This is a genomic window from Paenibacillus phytohabitans, from assembly GCF_013141775.1.
GTDB classification, from domain to species: Bacteria; Bacillota; Bacilli; order Paenibacillales; family Paenibacillaceae; genus Paenibacillus_AQ; species Paenibacillus_AQ phytohabitans.
The window spans coordinates 79,679-96,483 of sequence record NZ_WHOB01000027.1; the positions used below are offsets into that span (position 1 = coordinate 79,679).

Consider the following 16,805-nt stretch of genomic DNA (forward strand, 5'->3'; position numbering starts at 1 on the left):
GTGTGCGGTGTGCGGTGTGCGTAAGACAGATGTTTGCGTAGTATAGATAAATGATATTAAGACAGGGGCAAAGGTATAAGGGGGAATGTAGCGGCAATAGCCGTGATTGCGATAATAATGAAATTGTGGCGGGAACAGCACTAATAGCGGTGATAGTTACTGAATAGTATCTTTAACACGAATTGACCGCATCACTCCAGAGAGTCTCTCGTTATGCATAAGTAACAGTAATATTGGGTTAAAGCAAGGGTGCGTGAGCAATCTGCAGCGGGAAATTGTACATGTATCGCAGTTGTGGCTCATTTTGATAACTTTGTCTCTAGTCCAATATTAATTAAGTGGAAAATGTACATCTAAATTCCAATAATCAAACAGACTATAAACAATAAGTGGATAAAGAGCATCTAATTATTCCATTTCTCTAGTGAAAGGCATATTCGGCAGAATTAATTGTACTTTTTCCACTTATTATCCTATTTTTAGTATTGGATGAGATATTAAACGTCGTTTTTCCACTTATTTCGATTGGTCAGCATTGGAGGCGCGCGCGATAAGGTACAGGGCAGGTTAGTCAGACGGCTGGCGCGACAAGGTACAGAGCAGGTTAGTCAAACTACTGGCGCGACAAGGTACGGGGCGGGTTAGTCAGTCTGCTGGCGCGACAAGGTACGAACCAGGGGAGCTGAGCCACGCACGAAAACGGCGATCCATCCCCATAACCCGGGGACAGATCGCCGTTTTTTTGACTATATAAGCTACCTTAACTACTCCAAATAACCCTTAACCAAACCCAGCGGCAGCAGCTTCGGCTGCTCGCAGCTGGTGGACAGCTCCGCATAGCGCTTAGTGTCCGAGCTGGTGTGGAACGCATGCATGATCTCGAGCACATGATTCGCCAGCTCTCCGTTCGCCCGCGGGGTGTCTCCTGTCCCGATGCAGCGGGCCATATCCGCTACGCCAATGCCGCGGCTGTTCCCGGCATAATTGTAGATCAGCGGAATCTCCTGGAATTCCGTGCTGTGCGCCGGGCGCAGCAGGACCGGACCGCCGAAGGTATTCGGGTCGGGTACGATCAGTGTGCCGAGCGAGCCGTAGATTTCGATCCGCGGCAGCGTGCTGTGCCAGACATCGAAGCTCGTAATCATCGTAGCCACGGCACCGCTCGCGAACTCGATGGTTCCGGCCACATGTGTAGGGACTTCGACATCAACCACCTTGCCGAACTTCTTCTCACTGGTGATCGTCCGCGTGGCGAATGAGGTTTTGGTGATCCCGCATACCGTCTTTGCCGGGCCGAGCAAGGATACCAGCGCCGTAAGATAATACGGCCCCATATCAAACATCGGGCCGCCGCCCGCCTGATAGTAGAACTCAGGGTCCGGATGCCAGCTCTCGTGACCATGGCAGAGCATAAAGGCGGTTGCGGCAACCGGCTCTCCGATATAGCCGTCCGCAATCAGCTTGGCGCAGGTTTGCAGGCCGCCTCCGAGGAAGGTGTCCGGCGCGCAGCCGACGAACAGATTCTTTTCTTTTGCCAGCTTAACAAGCTCGGTTCCATTCTCTAGCGTCAGTGACAGCGGCTTCTCCACGTACACATGCTTGCCGGCCAGCAGAGCCTGCTTACACACATCGAAGTGGAAGTTAGGCGTTGTCAGATTCACGACAATCTCTATTTCTTCCGAAGCCAGCAATTCCTCTGTCGTCCATACATGAGGAACTCCATATTTCTCCGCTGCCTGCGCGGCCCGCTCAGGGTCCAGATCGGCACAGGCGTAGACCTCCGTATTCACAAAGGTTCCGGTCAAATTCTCAAAATAAATGCCGCTGATATTCCCGCAGCCGACGATGCCTACCTTCACTTTACGCACAATGAGTCCCACCTTGTCTCGGTTTATTTTGCTGCCCAGATGAAGCCTTTACGCATCAGTTCCTTGGCTTCCGGAATATCGAAGACATCCGCATGATGTCCAAGCGAATTATAGAATACCTTGCCCTGGCCCCAGCGTTTCGTATAAACAACCGGCATGGTGATCACACCGTTCGCTGAATGGTCGCCTTCGCTCAGCACAAAAGTCGTAGTAGCCAGTACATCTACCGCCGGATCTACATGCAGATAATACTGCTCGGACTTCACCTTGAAATCCGGGATGCCTTCCACAATCGGGCTGGAGCCGGATCTTACGATGTTCACATCATAATCCACCCCGTCGTTGAAGGGATGCGCCACCCACTGTGACCCGGTCAAAAATTGCCATTCTGTATTGTTACGGAAGGAATCGCACATCCCGCCGTGACAACCGGCAATGCCTACCCCGGAAGCCACAGCCGCCAGCACCGCCGCCACCTGTTCACCCGCAATTTCACCCATTGTCCATACCGGCACAATCAGGCTCAATTCCTTAAGCGCCTCAGCGTTGTTGAAGCTGTCCAGCGTATCCGACACCTCTACCTCGAACCCTTCAGCCTCCAGAATACCGGCAAAAATCGCCGCAACCTCATTCGGTTCATGACCATCCCATCCGCCTTTTACAATCAATGCCTTCTTCGCCATATCAAGTTCTCCTTTTTATCCTGAAATCAAATTTGGTTTTGGATTGAATAGCACGTCTATACCCTGAAGAAATTGTAATCCAAACCGGTGGCGGATGCTCGCCATTTTGCTTGTATGGATGGTCATTTTTTGCTATGTTTAGATTTAAATAGCGAAGATCAGAACAGGAGATATCATGAGAGCTTTTCACGAGAACAGAACGTATGGAACAGCTTTTCCCTTCACTGCATTTGTGAGTCACAATATAGATTTCCTGGCCCACTGGCATAACGATCTGGAGATCATCTATGTACTGGAAGGCTCGATCCGGATGGGGATCAACTCTGAAACACGGGTGCTTCAGGCAGGCGATCTGGCCGTATGCAGCAGCGGAGATATTCACTACTATGACAGCAAGGACAACACATCGAAGCTTATTCTTGTTATCTTTAACCCGGCGCTGATCGGCTTCCCTGCAGGCTGGCCCCTGAATCTGCGGCTCACCTCTCCTTTCCGGGAGAACCGGCCGTCCACACCGGAGGATGAGCTCATTAACCGCCGTCTGTCCGCGATTATGCAGGAGCTGCTGCAGGAGCATCTTCTGAAGCCTCCGCATCATGAGCAGCTGATGACCGGCCTTTTGCACGAGCTGTGCGCATTGATTCTGCGGCATATGCCGCTGGGATTAGTCAATCCTCATAAGGATAAACGGCGCATTACGAATATGAAGATCATGCAGGAGGTTCTGGAATACCTTGACGTCAATTACATGCATCCCATCACCCTTGCCGACGCCGCCAATCACGCCAACATGAGCCTGTTCTATTTCTCCCGCTTCTTCAAAAGCATCTCGGGCATGAGTTACATTTCGTACCTCAATAGTATCCGAGTCAATCAGGCCGAACGGCTGCTGCTGAATACAGACACAAGCATACTCGATATCGCGCTGGAATGCGGTTTCTCCAACATCCGTACCTTCAACCGTGTATTTAAACAGGTCAAGCAGCGGACACCGAGTGAACTGCGTTGATCATGTGTTAATGCTGCGGTGCGGTTCTGCTAATCATCGCTTGCTTATTTGCCGGGAAGTCACTACAATACACTTATTACAACTCTTTTAATAATAGGATTATAATCATCCGGGAGGAAGGTTGCGCTATGGTAAATCCGTCTCATAACACACAGCTGGTGAAGAAAATAAACGTGGAACTGGTTAAAAATATACTCCGCACATCCGGCACAGGCACCAAAGCCTCCATCGCCGGACAGACCCGGCTGAGTGTAGCCACCTGCGGCACCATTCTCAATGAACTGGTTCAGACCGGGGAGATTCTGGAGCTTGGGTGGGAGGAATCCAGCGGAGGCAGACCGGCGCGGAAATATCAGTTCAACGCCAATTATTCCCTCATGATCTGTATGATCGTGCGTTCGGAGGGCGGGATTCAATCCATTAGCTATGCGCTGGCGAATCTGAATGGTGAGATTATGGAGCAAACGGACAAGGTGCATGAGCAAATTACCGTAGACACCTTAACGGACTGGCTGGATCAGATTATTGAGGTTCACCCGAATGTTCAGGCGGTCGGCATCGGCATTCCCGGTGTAGTCCAGCAGGACCGGATTGGGATCTGTGATGTTCCGGCGCTCGCAGATCAGCCCCTTGGCCTTCTGCTGAAGGAGCGCTATGAAGAGGTTGAGATTATTATCGAGAACGATATGAATCTGACGGTTTACGGCTTGTATCAGCGGCTGTTTCCGGATGCGGAGAGCCATTTTGCCGTGCTGACCTTTCCCAAGAACCATTTCCCGGGGGCCGGCTTTATGGTGAATGGACGATTGCTTAACGGGAACAGCTTTTTCAGCGGAGAAGTGTCTTACCTGCCTTATGGCATTCCGAGGGAGCAGCAGCTGCAGCTTCTGCAGAAGGGCGGAGATTCCGGCAAGCTGGCTATACATGCACTGGTATCCATTATCAGCATTATTAACCCTGCTACGATCGTCGTCACCGGTGACAATATATCGCCTGAGATGCTGGAGGATCTGCGCAGCGGGTGCCAGGAGATTATTCCGCCCGAGCATATGCCTGAGCTGATCATCCAGAATGATACCCGCCGGGAATACATGGCAGGACTGATTACAACAACCATGGAAAGCCTGACCTACCGGTTCCAGCTGGTGGAACGGAAGTAAGCCAAATATTATATTATTTTATCATCATTCAGGAGGCATCACTTTGAAGGCTCAAGCACGCAATTCTGCTGGCAAACGTAACACTATCTATATTATGCAGCTCGTAACCATTTTTCTGGGCTTTGTCGTCTTCGGAATCTCAGAAAATATTAAAGGACCCGCAATCCCGCGGATTCAGCTCGCTTTCAATCTGGATGAAGGACAGTTGGGTACACTGCTCTCGCTGAATGCGCTGGGCTACCTGATCGCCTGCTCGTTCACTGCTATTCTCGTCCGCAAATGGGGCATCAAGGCGGTCAGCATTATTTCATTCGGTTCAATGGTTCTCTCCGGAGTACTGATTTTCCTGTCGCATACCTACCCTCTATTCGCTTCCTCCTACTTCCTGATGTACATCGGCAACGGGATGCTGGAGATTGGCCTGGCGATTCTGGGAGCACGTATTTTTGTAAAAAACACGGGGATGATGATGAATTTATCCCACTTCTTCTATGGACTGAGTTCGACTGTAGCGCCGCTGCTGGCCACCGGGGTTATGTCGCTGAGTGTGTTTGGACATATGCTGGACTGGCGCGGAATGTATCTGGTGATGCTGTCGCTCTGCCTGCTGCCGATTGTGTCGGCGCTGCGCAGTACTTTTCCCGGGGATGATCTGCCGCATGAGGACCGCACTTCCTTCAAGACCTTGATGCGCGATCCTGCGCTCTGGATGATGGTGATGATCCTGTCCTTCGGGGTTGTCTCCGAGCTCGCCGTTGGCGGCTGGCTGGTTAATTTTCTGGAAAAAGCTTACGCCTGGGATACCGTCAAGGCCTCCGGCATGCTGTCCGCCTTCTTCCTCCTGTTCTCGCTGGGAAGACTCGTTATCGGACCGCTGACAGACCGGATCGGCTTCGTGCTCTCGCTGATTATTTTCTCAATGCTCTCGGCAGGTTGTACCTTTGTAGCGCTGGCCGGCGGGGAAAGCCTGGCTTTCCTGTTCGCCTTGTCCGGGGCAGGGATCGCGATCATCTACCCTACCGTCATGGCCTTTATTGCCCGCCGCTATCCTAACGGGAGTGATACTGCGATTACTTTTGTAGTCACGCTGATGGGTCTCGGCAGTGTTATCGGGAACTATATTATCGGCTGGGTGATTGAAATCGTTAAGACGGTCTATGGCCGTTCAAGCGAGCTTGGTCTGCTGCGCGGCCTGCAGGCGGGCTATGGCTTCATCGGGTTATGTGCTGCGGTCTGCTCCGTGTCGGGAATTGTGCTGTATGTGTATTTGAAGCGGAGAGGGGAACTGATCTGAGGGCAGTGGTATAACTGAACAGCGGCTCTCCTGCTCCGGAGGACCGCTGCTTTACATTGTGTCAGGCGCTTATAGATATTCTTTTAGATTATTAAGGACCACCGCGTAACCATTCGCATACATATGAATCCCGTCCATCGTGTACTCTTCGTTCAGATTCCCTTCCTCATCCGTCAACCCTTCATTCACATTAATGAACGCATACCCATGCTGCGCTGCTAGCTTCTCCACTTCGGCATTGGCTTCGCGTAACGCGGCATTTGTTCTGGTGCTGAACATTCCCGCCTTCATCTCTTGATCCACTCCGCTGAAATCAGCCTTAGCATTCACCGGATAGTACGCCATGACATACACCTTGCATTCCGGCAGCCTAGCTCCGATCTGCGTGAGAATCTCATTATAATTCGCAAGCAGATTCCCGACTTGATATTCGCCGTCTGCTGAGCTGATGTCATTGGTGCCAATATTAATGAACAGCTTAGAAGGCTCCAACTCAACAATACATTCCTCCAGGGAATTTAACAGCTCACTGGTTACATAGCCCGCAATTCCGCGGTTGTAAATATTCGTCTGCTTCTCCAGCGTCTGCTGTAATTCATTAACCGGAAAATACTCCATCAGTGAGGAGCCGGCCATTACGGTCTGTCCTTTCTTGGCATATGTATTCAGAATCTTATACTTTCTTACTTTCTCTTCTTTCTCTCTTGTCATATTATTGTTCATAATCTCGTGGATAAGTTCTTCCTGCCTCAATGTAATCTCCTCCATTCTACTATTGTTATACACTATAACTGAGCTTGCAGCTCCCTCCAAATTGTGTCGGAAATATGGTAATTGATCTCAGAAGAACTAATTTGTTCTATGCACACGTGTTCCGAATATCCTATATATCGGGTGCGGGCAGAGGTGCACATCTGGTCAGGACACCTGCAAGATACCGGTTCGCCGGATCTATACTCTACAGTTGAAGGGCGGAATATTATTGAAAAAGGTTGTGGGCTTACTCCTGTCGGTTGTCATGTTGTCTTCGTTCTATGTTGCCAGTCCGGCCAAGGTATCCGCTGCAACGCCAATTGTTGTCAGTACAACGATTGTTGTTCCAGCAGGAGAGACCTTTAACGGCAATGGCCAGACTTATGTCGCCAATGCGAGTACACTTGGAGATGGCAGCCAGGCAGAGAACCAGAAGCCAATCTTCCGGCTGGAGAAGAATGCTACACTCAAAAATGTAATTATCGGTGCTCCCGGCGCAGACGGGGTGCACTGTTATGGAAACGCTACAATCTCTAATGTAACCTGGCAGGATGTGGGCGAGGATGCATTGACGCTGAAAGCCTCCGGTACAGTCAATATTACTGGTGGAGGTGCATATAAAGCTTACGATAAAGTGTTCCAGGCAAACGCTTCGGGCACAATCAACATTAAGAACTTCAGAGCCGACGACATCGGCAAGCTGGCCCGCCAGAACGGCGGAACCTCCTACGCCGTGAACTTCACACTGGACAGCTCTGACATCTCGAATGTCAAAGATTCCATCTTCCGTACAGACAGCAGCAGCAGCGCCGCAAAAATCACCAACACCCGCTATCACAATGTACCCACCCTGTTTAAGGGCTTTGCCTCAGGTAAAACCAGCCAGTCGGGCAACACGCAATATTAAGGTGAAGTAAGCTGGCATAGCTACAACCGGATAATCAATCCAACACTTACGTCCTCTATCCATAGAAGCCAAGCGCTATAATTGGATGAGGAGGTTGATTATATGTGTGGACGCTTTACCATTACGGTCACCCTGGAAGAACTAATTACGCACTACTTAATCGATGACAGCAAATTAGCTACACTGAAACCCAATTATAATGTAGCTCCCATGCATAATGTTCCGGCGGTAATTGCCAGTGACGCGGGGAAACGCTTGGGGGAACTGCGTTGGGGACTGGTGCCGTTTTGGGCCAAGGATGAGAAGATCGGCAGTAAGATGATCAATGCACGCGCGGAGACAGTAGCCGAAAAGCCCGCCTTTAAACGACTGCTTAAAACCAAGCGCTGTATCATTCCGGCTGATGGATTTTATGAGTGGAAAAAGGACGGGACCAGCAAGCAGCCCTACCGGATCCTCATGAGTGATGGCAGCCTCTTCTCCTTCGCCGGATTGTATGACACTTGGGAAGATCCGGAGGGAAAGAAACTGAGTACCTGCACCATCATCACCACTACTCCGAACAGTCTGATGGAGGATATTCATGACCGCATGCCGGTGATCTTGCGTCCTGAAGATGAGGCCGACTGGCTGGGGAGAGACAATGACGATGTCGAGTCCTTATTAAAACTGCTGAAGCCTTACGATGCAGCGAAAATGCGGGCTTATAAAGTCCCTTCGGCTGTGGGGAATGTACGTAATAATTCTAAGGAGTTGCTTGAGGATATAGGATGACAAACGAACCCGTCAGATCACATACCTGACGGGTTTGTCTACGTTTAGAATTTAATAATAGTCCTAATTAATACATTCCATAAGTATCCTTTTCAACCACTTTCGACTAATATATCTATTTATCTACATATCCTCTCATATAAACTCATTCTTAATACTCATATACATTTATAACCATTAATATTAACATTATCCATGTAATATAATTATAATTCGGGAGGATTGTCTAATAATGAAAAAGAAATCACTTGTAGGACTTTTCACTATTTCTGCATGTTTCACCTTGGGATCGACAAGTTTTGCCGCAGTTGCATCAACTCCAGTAAATACTACCTTTGCTCCAAGTATTTCTCAAGTATCCCCTCAGTCAATTCATGGAGAAGCAGTAATAAGGTTAAAAGTTGGGGAAAGGATCATGGTTTCCGGATGGAATTTCAATGTCCTTTTTAACTATACTGGCAGTCTTGGTTATGTTATTCAGGACGGTGTATATGAATGGGTAGGTGTGCAACCCGGCGTCGCTGTTGTAACCTGTAATCTTCCTAACGATGTTGAAATGTACTATACCTTCATAGTTGAATAATTAAAAACAAACCCGTCAGGTATAAGCCCGGCGGGTTTGTTTTTAATTATCAAATTATTCTTTAGCAGAATATTCGTCAATACTGAAGGTGAGTATCTTATCGAAGATCACATATTCTTTACGGCTACTGAACGGACCTTTGTTATTGTTGTGTTTATCAATTGCAAATTTCGCCGGTCCTGCTCCGGCATCACGGGCATCATACCAATCCAAGAAAGCATTCACTTCTTCGATAGAGAGATCAAATTCTTTCTCAAGCCTATTCGTTAGCGTGACAGTTAGAATGGCACGATCACCAGATGGTTCTGGATCAGGCACTAATACACCTTGAGGTTTTGCAGATGCTTAATTTGAGTATGTACTTTGTCCATTTGCGTTTAATGCCGTAACCACATAATAATAAGTAGTATTACTAATTACAGAAGTGTCAGTATAAACTGTGCCAGTTACATTAGTGGCTATTGTTTCATACGGTCCTCCGGCAGTTATGCTTCGTTTAACATTATAACTGGTAGCATTAGAGCTCGCCATCCAACTTAGATTTACATTAGATTCACTACCTACTGCTTTTAAATCTTTAGGTGCAACTATCGTTGAAACAATTACATATCCATCCTTATCGATATCAACGGCATCAAAATCAAAAATCGAATAGGTACCAGAATTCACTACACTTACCTCTACTGAATGCAATTTATTTTCTAAACCCATTTTTTCAAAAAGAAGTGTAACCGCTTGTGCTGATCCGTTTGCTGAATAGCTATATTGAACATCATCAATTTTAATGTTGATAGATGATTGTCTATCAAGTCCTCTATAACCGATCATTCGAATGTTTTTTCCCACAAAACTAAACTTAACTGTGTGTAAAGCAGGACTCAGAGTATACTTTTGTGTTAAACCAGATGATAAAGGATTGTTAGTATAGGTTCCCCATGAAGGACCTTCATAGACGAACGCAGAATTTGTATCTTCGATCCGCTGCCATGAAGTATCAGGACTCGGTGACGTTTGTCCAACCGATGCTGCGTATGTACTTGACTGAAAGGAAAAAAACGACACCAAAACAATTAATGACACTTAAGGGTTATTGAGGAAATATGTGGATGTAATTTATGAAAAAAAGCCCTCCGCCCCGCTTAGGTCGATGGGCTACTTTATGTATGCTCTAAATTCAAATTGCCGAACAAAACGGGCAGCGGCTATTATAAATGCGACGTGTATCCCCTTACTACTCCGCCATAATCCATGAGTTGGCGAATAGAGTACGGATCTCCTCGGTACCATCCAGAACCATAAATCACTTGGAATATTATATATATTCGCAAGTGAATCCCCCGCTGAATGCCAGCAGGGGAACACACCATCATCAATTCATCTATACGTCATGGCCATTTGCTTATCTGTTAACAGAATACTACGTACATTTCCGTTACCATCAAACATAACTGAAATGAGATGAATTTTTGTGTTATCTTCAATATTTTTAGCCCACTCAGATTCTTTTACAAACTGTTTGCTGTCTGAATCGTAAGCATAATCCAAATTTTTCTCAAGATCCGCCAGATATTGATCCCCATAAATTTTTTTAACATCCTCTTTGGACATTCCGATTTTCAAACCGCCGACCGTCTCATACATATCCTCCGATTCTTCAGTCAAATTAATACCCGCCACTTTATCCTCACGGTACATAATCCTTACTCCGGAGCTGTAAGCGAATGAATTGCCGATTTTTATATCTTCGCCTTCACCAAGCAGTTTTTCCGCATCCACACGACTCATTCCATATTGAACAACTGCTTTATCATCATCCACCTTTTTTATGGCTAAGTCTTTCGTGGTGAGTCCTCCATTTGAAGATCCACAAGCAGTCAAACAGAACAGAAATAATAATGCCAGTATACTCTTTCTCATGTCCAGCCCCCTAGATAATTTACCTAAAGTTTACCATAGAGAGAAATACGAAAAAAGCCCATCCGACCCGATGAAGGGATACCGCAGATCCGTGGTGCTGAAACTAAATGTCATATCAAATGGGTGACCTTTGAGTTCATTCAGCTGAGCCTCCTCCACCTTCTAAAGTCATCATTCCATGCAAAAAAAACAAGCCCCCGCTGTTAACTAGGAGACTTGTCCTGTTGACTCTGCTTGAAGAGTTCTATCAACTGGTTGCTCAATGATCCAAATGAAGCCCCATCTCATGGTATAAGGTCCGCTCCAGATAATCATGCAGGAAGAAACGCGAGCTTACAAAATGAGCGGCCATATCGGGAGACTGATACTGTTCCAACGCTGCTGTCATGCGCGGGCGGACCGCCTCTCGACCACGGCGGTTATGCTGATAACTGTTCAGCAGGGACTGCCATTCCGCCTCATCCCCCGGATACATCTCCCAGCGGTAGACGTATTTATGGATAGCCCGCGAACGGTCTGTAGCATCTTCAAAATCATGCATCACCGCAATCAGTCCGGCAACATCTTTGTTGAGCCGGACTTCATCAACCAGCTTCCAGATCAGATTATAATAATCCTCCAGCCTGTACTTTCCCTGAAGCTCACGCGCCTTCCCGGCAGGAATGCCGTGGAACCGCTCCAGGAAGCGGTCGATAAAAGTCTCCGTATCCGCCTTCCGGTTCCAGGCCAGCTCAGCATGAAGCAGCATGGGGTACCAGGTCGTTTCAAAGATTCCGTAAGGGACTCCCAGACTGAACGGGCCGGTCCAGTTCGTAGCCACCACGCAATCAAGGTGGAGACGACCTGCTGCTTCAGCCCACTGCCGCAGATTATCCGTCCGGTTATCCAGCACGGGATAATTCTGATGCTCTGCCGAGTCGAAGCTGCGGACCGCCGGTGCACCCAACACTTCAATGCCGAGAGCTCGGAATTTGTCCGCAAGCCCTGAGACCTCCGCTTCAATGTTGCGGCCGTTATAGATCCAGATCATCGCTACACTGCGCGGGTCCAGCTTCGCCAGTTCCTCAGGCGGGCATTTATCCAGCATGTCATGCCAGAATACCGGCGTTCTGCCCCGGCTTGAAGTGAATTCAATCAGCCGGTTCAGAAAGGCGATGAACGCCCGCTCCCGGATTCCGCCGAAGGCTTCCCGGCATTGCGCACACTCACACAAGCTATACACTTCATCGCAGCCTAGATGAATATAAGGGGAGTCCGGATGAGCCTCAATCATCTCCTCCAGCAAATCCGTAATGAGCTGATAGGATTCCGGACGGGAAGGGCAGATTTCTCCGGTGGAAGACTCGGTCTCCCGGAGATGCCGCCAACGGTCGTGCCGAAGCACATATTCCAGATGCCCGAAGCTCTGCTGAAGCGGAATAATCTCGATAAAATGCTCCTTCGCAGCGTCGTGCAGCGCCTCCAGCTGCACCGGATTCAGCGCATGCTGCGGGTGCGTCAGCTCCGGATACTTCCGGAACGGAAACTTGTCTTCGTATTCGATCAGGACCGCATTGATCTTGTAGCTGGAGAAATCAGCCAAATAACGGATCAGCAGCTCCGGCTTCGAGAAGGTCTGGCGGAGGTCATAGTTCATCGCACGCAAACGGGTATCCGGCCAGTCCATAATGGTGACTGCGGCGATCTCCCCCTGCGGATTCCGCAGCTGCAGCAAGGTCTGGAGCCCGTAATACAGCCCGGTGGCATCCGTTGCCCGGATGTGGACGCGATGCTCAGACACCTCCAGCAGGTAACTCTCCTTCCGGCCTTCCAGCAGGGAAAGCTCCGCTTCCGGCACTCCAACTAGCCCAGCTCCCGCCACGCCGTTCTCACCGCCGCCCCCTCTTAACGCACCTTTCTGCAGACGCTCACCAGCAGACGTTCCCGCCGCGCTGTGCAGCAGCAGAGTATAGCCGCTGCCCTCTGTGGAGCAGGCCAGCTTCGCCCCGGGAAAAGCACGGCGGCAATGCCGCTCCAGCCTTGGCTCCTCCTGCTCCATCATCAGACTCAGCCATACTCCGTCTTTGATCTGAAAAGTGCTTCCGTCCTCAAGCTTCAACTGGTGCGGTTCTGGCAGTAAATTATACATGGCTCCCCTCCTTATCTTGCAGCTTTATCCTTACTTTGCACCTGTACTTCACTTCGTTCTTCCAGCATTCCAGCAGCTTCATTCTACGCTGCACCTGCTCTTCACTCCGTTCTTCCAGCAGTCCAACAGCTTCAGCCGTGCTCCGTCCCGGCGGAAGCTCACGATATCGGCAGGCGCTCCGGGAGCAAGGCCTGCCGCCTGGGGCAGGCCCAGTAGCCCCGCCGGATGCAGCGAGGCGCAGTTCCAGGCCTCATCCAGCCCGGCGAGGCCTGAACATGCCAACCCGGCCACCTGCTCGGCCAGCTGCATGGCCGAGCCCGCAAGCAGCCCGGGATTCCCCGCCAAATGCAGGCGGCCTTCCTCCGTCAGCACAACTTCACCGCCGATATGGAGCCGGTAATGTCCCGGCGGCATGCCGCTGAGCGAGACCGCATCGCTGACCAGAATCGCCTGTTCGCACTTCATCCGCAGAATAAGCTTCAGCAGCGAAGGCGGCAGATGGAAGCCGTCAGCGATCATGCAGCCCCAGAGCTCATCTGCCGCAAGTTGCTCCAGCAGATAATTGGGATGGCGCGGCAGACTCAGATGGGTACCATTGCCCAGATGTGTCGACATGCGCGCTCCGGCGGCAATGGCCTCGCGAATCTGGGCAGGCGAAGCCGCAGTGTGGCCGATGGAGACGATAACACCCGCATCGCTGCACCTGGTAATGAACGAAGGCGCCTCCGGCCATTCCGGCGAAATTGTGATGATCCGGATCAGCCCTTCCGCTGCATCCTGCCAGCGGACGAAGGCCTCCCAGTCCGGCGGGCAGATATGCTCCGCCGGATGCGCACCGCGCGGCCCGTCCTCCGGCGAGAGGAATGGGCCTTCCAGATGGATGCCCGCAATTCCTGCGGCGGCAGCCGGATCAGACCGCACCGCTGCCGCGAAGGCTGCGGCAGCCTCACCTATGGCTGCGCTGCTGTTGGTAATCAGCGTCGGACAATAGCTGGTCACTCCCCCCGCCTGAAGCAGGCGCGTAATCCCCGATACATCCTCCATACGCAGCGGCAGTGTATTGAAGTCTATGCCGAAGCTGCCGTTCACCTGCAGATCAACCAGTCCCGGCGCGAGCCAGGGAATACCACCCCCAGCATCAGACAATGTCCCTACACCTATCCCTATCCCTGTACCTGATTCAGCACCACCCTTAACCTCTGACCCTATATCTTCCGCAAGCCCGTTCACCGCGGCAATTCTTCCTCCCGCAACTGTCAATTCAATCAGCTTACCTGTGCTGTAATGCCTCCCAACTATACTCTCCAGTCCTTCCGGCATAGCCGTCATAAGCCGAGGGCCTCCCGGTCAGTGAACAAGACCATGTCCGGATGGGAACGCAATATCGTGGCTGGGCAGGCGGTACTGACCGGATCTTGGAGCGCTGCCTGAAGGGCTCTCCGCTTGGACGCGCCGGGCACAATGCCGACCAGTTGCCCGGCTGCCATCAGTGCGGGAATGGTCAGCGTCAGGGCATGGGCCGGCACCTCCTCCAGCCTGGAGAAGCAGCCGTCGTTCACCTGCTGGCGGCGGCAAGCCTCCTCAAGCAGCACAGCCTTGACCAGAACCGGATCATTGAAATCGGCCACGGGCGGATCATTGAAGGCAATATGGCCGTTCTCTCCAATCCCGAGGCAGACGATGTCGATAGGAGCTTCGCGCAGCAGCTCCGAATACCTCGCGCATTCCAGCTCTACATCTGCCATTCCGTCCAGCAGCTCCACCCTGCCGGGCTTCACCCGGCTGAACAGCCTGGCGGTCAGATACGTTCCGAAGCTCTGCGGCGCCGCGCTGTCCAGTCCGATATATTCATCCATATGAAAGGCGTCGACCCGGGACCAGTCAATCCCCTGCTCCCGTACCAGCCCCTCGTACAGCTCGCTTTGCGAAGGCGCGGCAGCAAATACCATCCGTACACGCCTGTCCTTCTCTTCCAGCAGCCTGCGCATATATTCTCCAGCCTGCACCGCCGCAGCGGCGCCCATGAGGCTGCGGCTGCTGTAGATATGGATGGACATCCGCTCCGCTGCTTTTACCGCAAGCAGCCCTTCTCTATCGTCCATACCGCACTGCACTTCCTTTCCCTCCAGCCCGCCCGTATATCCCATTCCTCATTCCCCACTCAGCTGCACGTTCTGCATACGGTCGTAAGCTTCCTTATACACGCCTACCAGCTTATCCACGCCCAGATTGTTCATTTCCTCCACATACTTCTCCCATTCGGACAGATTTCTGGAGCCGGTGACGAATTTGGCGAAGCTCTCATCCCGGTGCTTGTTGATCGCTTCCCCGGTAAGCGAGATCACTTCATTCTCCTGCTCGGTGAAGGCCGGGCGGGGCTGCATGGCGGACGGGTCATACTTGGCCGCTTCTTCATAAGCATGCTTCAGGTTATCGGAGAACAGCGACAGATGGGCGTCGAAGTCGATCCAGGTATACGTGCCGCTGGTCTGCAGCCCGGTCTGCTTGCGCATTTCGGTCACATCGCTGTATTCCGGCTTGAACTTGATCGTATCGCCTTCTTTGGTATAGGTCTCCCCCTCCTTGCCCCAGCTGGCAAGTGTACGTCCTTCCTCTGTGTAGAAGAAATCCATATAGGCCATGATGTCGTCAATCTGCTTCGAGGTCGAAGCCACAGTCAGACCGCTCTCCAGATAGTGAAAATAAGGATTGAGCTGCTTGCCGTCCGCCAGACCTGCGGGTGGAGCCAGGAACTGCATGTTGAATTCAGGGTTGTCTTTCTGCATCGCATTGTTGAAGAAATCAATCCGGCTGATATAATCGACGGTGACAAAAGACTTGCTGGTAGATACCATATCCTGCCACTGCTTTGTCTGCAGCGAGAGGAAATCCGGAGGAATCAGCCCTTCATCATAGAAGCTTTTCCACATGCCGAGCATTTCCTTATAAGCGGGCTCCGTTGGCCCGTAATGCCACTCACTGGTATCAAAATTATAATAAGCGCCCTCACTGGTCCCGAAGTTTATCGTCATGCTGGCATTCAGCTCATCGGGGTTCTGCCCGTAACGGATGGAGAGCGGAAAGCTATCCGGGTATTTCGCCTTCAGCACCTGAAGAGCTTCATGCAGTTCTTCATAGGTCGTTGGCGCCTTCAAGCCTTCCTTGTCAAAAACATCCTTCCGGTACATCCAGACTAAGCGGTTCGTCTCTCCGAAGCCCTGGTTCGGGAACATATACATCTTCCCGTCTGCAGACAACGCCGCCTTAGCTTCATCGGGATACTGCTGGATCCACTTGCTCAGGTTCGGCATCTTGTCCATATACTCCTTGATATCCACCAGAGCACCTTGCTGGCCGAATTTGTTCGATTCCTTACGGTTCGGCATATATAGGATGTCCGGCAGGTTTTTGGAGGCAATCGCCAGATTGAGGCTCTCTTCAAGCTCCCCGGAAGGTGTCTGCACCTCCAGGGTGACACCGGTCTTCTCCTTAAGCCAGCTCCAGACCGGCCAGGACTCCGAATAAGGAAACGTAGCATTGTTGTCCAGCAACGCCGTGAAGGTCTTGACCGGCAATGCAGACGGACTTCCCGAACCTTCACTGCCCTCCTGCACAGCAGCTTCCGGCGCGGCTGCATTATTATTGTTGCCGCTGCAGCCGGACAGAAGCAGCGATGCCATCACGGTAAGCAGACTTGCAGTCATCCATTTTCTCATATAAGCCACTCCC

General features: G+C 50.9%; 16 protein-coding genes. 6 read left to right on the forward strand and 10 right to left on the reverse strand.

Translation table 11 applies throughout. The features are described 5' to 3' along the window. Nucleotides 1–764: 764 nt before the first annotated feature. Nucleotides 765–1,868 (reverse strand): Gfo/Idh/MocA family oxidoreductase, encoded by a 1,104-nt coding sequence (locus GC101_RS10785; protein WP_171717251.1) that lies wholly within the window; start codon nt 1,866–1,868, stop codon nt 765–767. 23 nt (nt 1,869–1,891) lie between these two features. Next, nucleotides 1,892–2,551: a ThuA domain-containing protein gene (locus GC101_RS10790; RefSeq protein ID WP_171717252.1), complete on the reverse strand. Its 660-nt coding sequence runs from the start codon at nt 2,549–2,551 to the stop codon at nt 1,892–1,894. Between the two features lie 175 nt (nt 2,552–2,726). Here GC101_RS10790 and GC101_RS10795 point away from each other — a divergent pair, with 175 nt between their 5' ends. From GC101_RS10795 to GC101_RS10805, 3 genes are all read left to right on the forward strand, one after another. Continuing rightward, nucleotides 2,727–3,560 (forward strand): helix-turn-helix transcriptional regulator, encoded by an 834-nt coding sequence (locus GC101_RS10795; RefSeq protein ID WP_171717253.1) that lies wholly within the window; start codon nt 2,727–2,729, stop codon nt 3,558–3,560. Between the two features lie 128 nt (nt 3,561–3,688). Continuing rightward, nucleotides 3,689–4,720, forward strand: coding sequence for an ROK family protein (locus GC101_RS10800; RefSeq protein ID WP_171717254.1), 1,032 nt, complete (start codon nt 3,689–3,691; stop codon nt 4,718–4,720). Between the two features lie 94 nt (nt 4,721–4,814). After that, nucleotides 4,815–6,014 (forward strand): MFS transporter, encoded by a 1,200-nt coding sequence (locus GC101_RS10805; RefSeq protein WP_171717363.1) that lies wholly within the window; start codon nt 4,815–4,817, stop codon nt 6,012–6,014. Between the two features lie 69 nt (nt 6,015–6,083). Here GC101_RS10805 and GC101_RS10810 read toward each other — a convergent pair whose 3' ends face one another. After that, complete coding sequence (locus tag GC101_RS10810; RefSeq protein ID WP_216626550.1) at nt 6,084–6,767, reverse strand: GDSL-type esterase/lipase family protein; 684 nt, start codon at nt 6,765–6,767, stop codon at nt 6,084–6,086. 265 nt (nt 6,768–7,032) lie between these two features. Between GC101_RS10810 and GC101_RS10815 the strand changes: the two genes are divergently transcribed. From GC101_RS10815 to GC101_RS10825, 3 genes are all read left to right on the forward strand, one after another. Continuing rightward, nucleotides 7,033–7,674, forward strand: a complete 642-nt coding sequence (locus GC101_RS10815; protein WP_171717365.1) for a pectate lyase — start codon at nt 7,033–7,035, stop codon at nt 7,672–7,674. A 102-nt stretch (nt 7,675–7,776) separates the two neighbouring features. Continuing rightward, entirely contained in the window at nt 7,777–8,448 is a 672-nt protein-coding gene (locus GC101_RS10820; protein WP_171717255.1) for an SOS response-associated peptidase, read from the forward strand. A 232-nt stretch (nt 8,449–8,680) separates the two neighbouring features. Further along, nucleotides 8,681–9,031: a hypothetical protein gene (locus GC101_RS10825; protein WP_171717256.1), complete on the forward strand. Its 351-nt coding sequence runs from the start codon at nt 8,681–8,683 to the stop codon at nt 9,029–9,031. Between the two features lie 54 nt (nt 9,032–9,085). On the opposite strand, the gene GC101_RS10830 is transcribed toward GC101_RS10825, so the two are convergent. From GC101_RS10830 to GC101_RS10860, 7 genes are all read right to left on the reverse strand, one after another. Beyond that, the gene (locus GC101_RS10830; RefSeq protein WP_425497141.1) at nt 9,086–9,349 is read right to left on the reverse strand and encodes a hypothetical protein; all 264 of its coding nucleotides are present in this window, start codon (nt 9,347–9,349) and stop codon (nt 9,086–9,088) included. A 27-nt stretch (nt 9,350–9,376) separates the two neighbouring features. After that, nucleotides 9,377–9,859 (reverse strand): fibronectin type III domain-containing protein, encoded by a 483-nt coding sequence (locus GC101_RS10835; protein WP_171717257.1) that lies wholly within the window; start codon nt 9,857–9,859, stop codon nt 9,377–9,379. A 546-nt stretch (nt 9,860–10,405) separates the two neighbouring features. After that, nucleotides 10,406–10,948 carry a hypothetical protein gene (locus tag GC101_RS10840; protein ID WP_171717258.1) on the reverse strand — a complete coding sequence of 181 codons (543 nt, stop codon included), beginning with the start codon at nt 10,946–10,948 and terminating at the stop codon, nt 10,406–10,408. Between the two features lie 259 nt (nt 10,949–11,207). After that, nucleotides 11,208–13,076 (reverse strand): glycoside hydrolase family 20 zincin-like fold domain-containing protein, encoded by a 1,869-nt coding sequence (locus GC101_RS10845; protein WP_171717259.1) that lies wholly within the window; start codon nt 13,074–13,076, stop codon nt 11,208–11,210. Nucleotides 13,077–13,154: 78 nt separating this feature from the next. Further along, nucleotides 13,155–14,405, reverse strand: coding sequence for an N-acetylglucosamine-6-phosphate deacetylase (locus GC101_RS10850; RefSeq protein WP_246354279.1), 1,251 nt, complete (start codon nt 14,403–14,405; stop codon nt 13,155–13,157). Next, a complete protein-coding gene (locus GC101_RS10855) occupies nt 14,402–15,178 on the reverse strand; it encodes a glucosamine-6-phosphate deaminase (protein ID WP_171717260.1) in 777 nt (258 codons plus the stop codon). The genes GC101_RS10850 and GC101_RS10855 overlap by 4 nt, the downstream gene beginning before the upstream one ends. A gap of 48 nt (nt 15,179–15,226) precedes the next feature. Further along, nucleotides 15,227–16,792 (reverse strand): extracellular solute-binding protein, encoded by a 1,566-nt coding sequence (locus tag GC101_RS10860; RefSeq protein ID WP_246354280.1) that lies wholly within the window; start codon nt 16,790–16,792, stop codon nt 15,227–15,229. Nucleotides 16,793–16,805: the final 13 nt, after the last annotated feature.

What these genes read in the sequence shown, in the direction of transcription:
- GC101_RS10790 (WP_171717252.1), bottom strand. Translation starts at nt 2,551, where the DNA reads ATGGCGAAGAAGGCATTGATTGTAAAAGGCGGATGGGATGGTCATGAA.
- GC101_RS10795 (WP_171717253.1), top strand. Translation starts at nt 2,727, where the DNA reads ATGAGAGCTTTTCACGAGAACAGAACGTATGGAACAGCTTTTCCCTTC.
- GC101_RS10800 (WP_171717254.1), top strand. Translation starts at nt 3,689, where the DNA reads ATGGTAAATCCGTCTCATAACACACAGCTGGTGAAGAAAATAAACGTG.
- GC101_RS10805 (WP_171717363.1), top strand. Translation starts at nt 4,815, where the DNA reads ATGCAGCTCGTAACCATTTTTCTGGGCTTTGTCGTCTTCGGAATCTCA.
- GC101_RS10815 (WP_171717365.1), top strand. Translation starts at nt 7,033, where the DNA reads ATGTTGTCTTCGTTCTATGTTGCCAGTCCGGCCAAGGTATCCGCTGCA.
- GC101_RS10820 (WP_171717255.1), top strand. Translation starts at nt 7,777, where the DNA reads ATGTGTGGACGCTTTACCATTACGGTCACCCTGGAAGAACTAATTACG.
- GC101_RS10825 (WP_171717256.1), top strand. Translation starts at nt 8,681, where the DNA reads ATGAAAAAGAAATCACTTGTAGGACTTTTCACTATTTCTGCATGTTTC.
- GC101_RS10835 (WP_171717257.1), bottom strand. Translation starts at nt 9,859, where the DNA reads ATGATCGGTTATAGAGGACTTGATAGACAATCATCTATCAACATTAAA.
- GC101_RS10840 (WP_171717258.1), bottom strand. Translation starts at nt 10,948, where the DNA reads ATGAGAAAGAGTATACTGGCATTATTATTTCTGTTCTGTTTGACTGCT.
- GC101_RS10845 (WP_171717259.1), bottom strand. Translation starts at nt 13,076, where the DNA reads ATGTATAATTTACTGCCAGAACCGCACCAGTTGAAGCTTGAGGACGGA.
- GC101_RS10850 (WP_246354279.1), bottom strand. Translation starts at nt 14,405, where the DNA reads ATGACGGCTATGCCGGAAGGACTGGAGAGTATAGTTGGGAGGCATTAC.
- GC101_RS10855 (WP_171717260.1), bottom strand. Translation starts at nt 15,178, where the DNA reads ATGGACGATAGAGAAGGGCTGCTTGCGGTAAAAGCAGCGGAGCGGATG.
- GC101_RS10860 (WP_246354280.1), bottom strand. Translation starts at nt 16,792, where the DNA reads ATGAGAAAATGGATGACTGCAAGTCTGCTTACCGTGATGGCATCGCTG.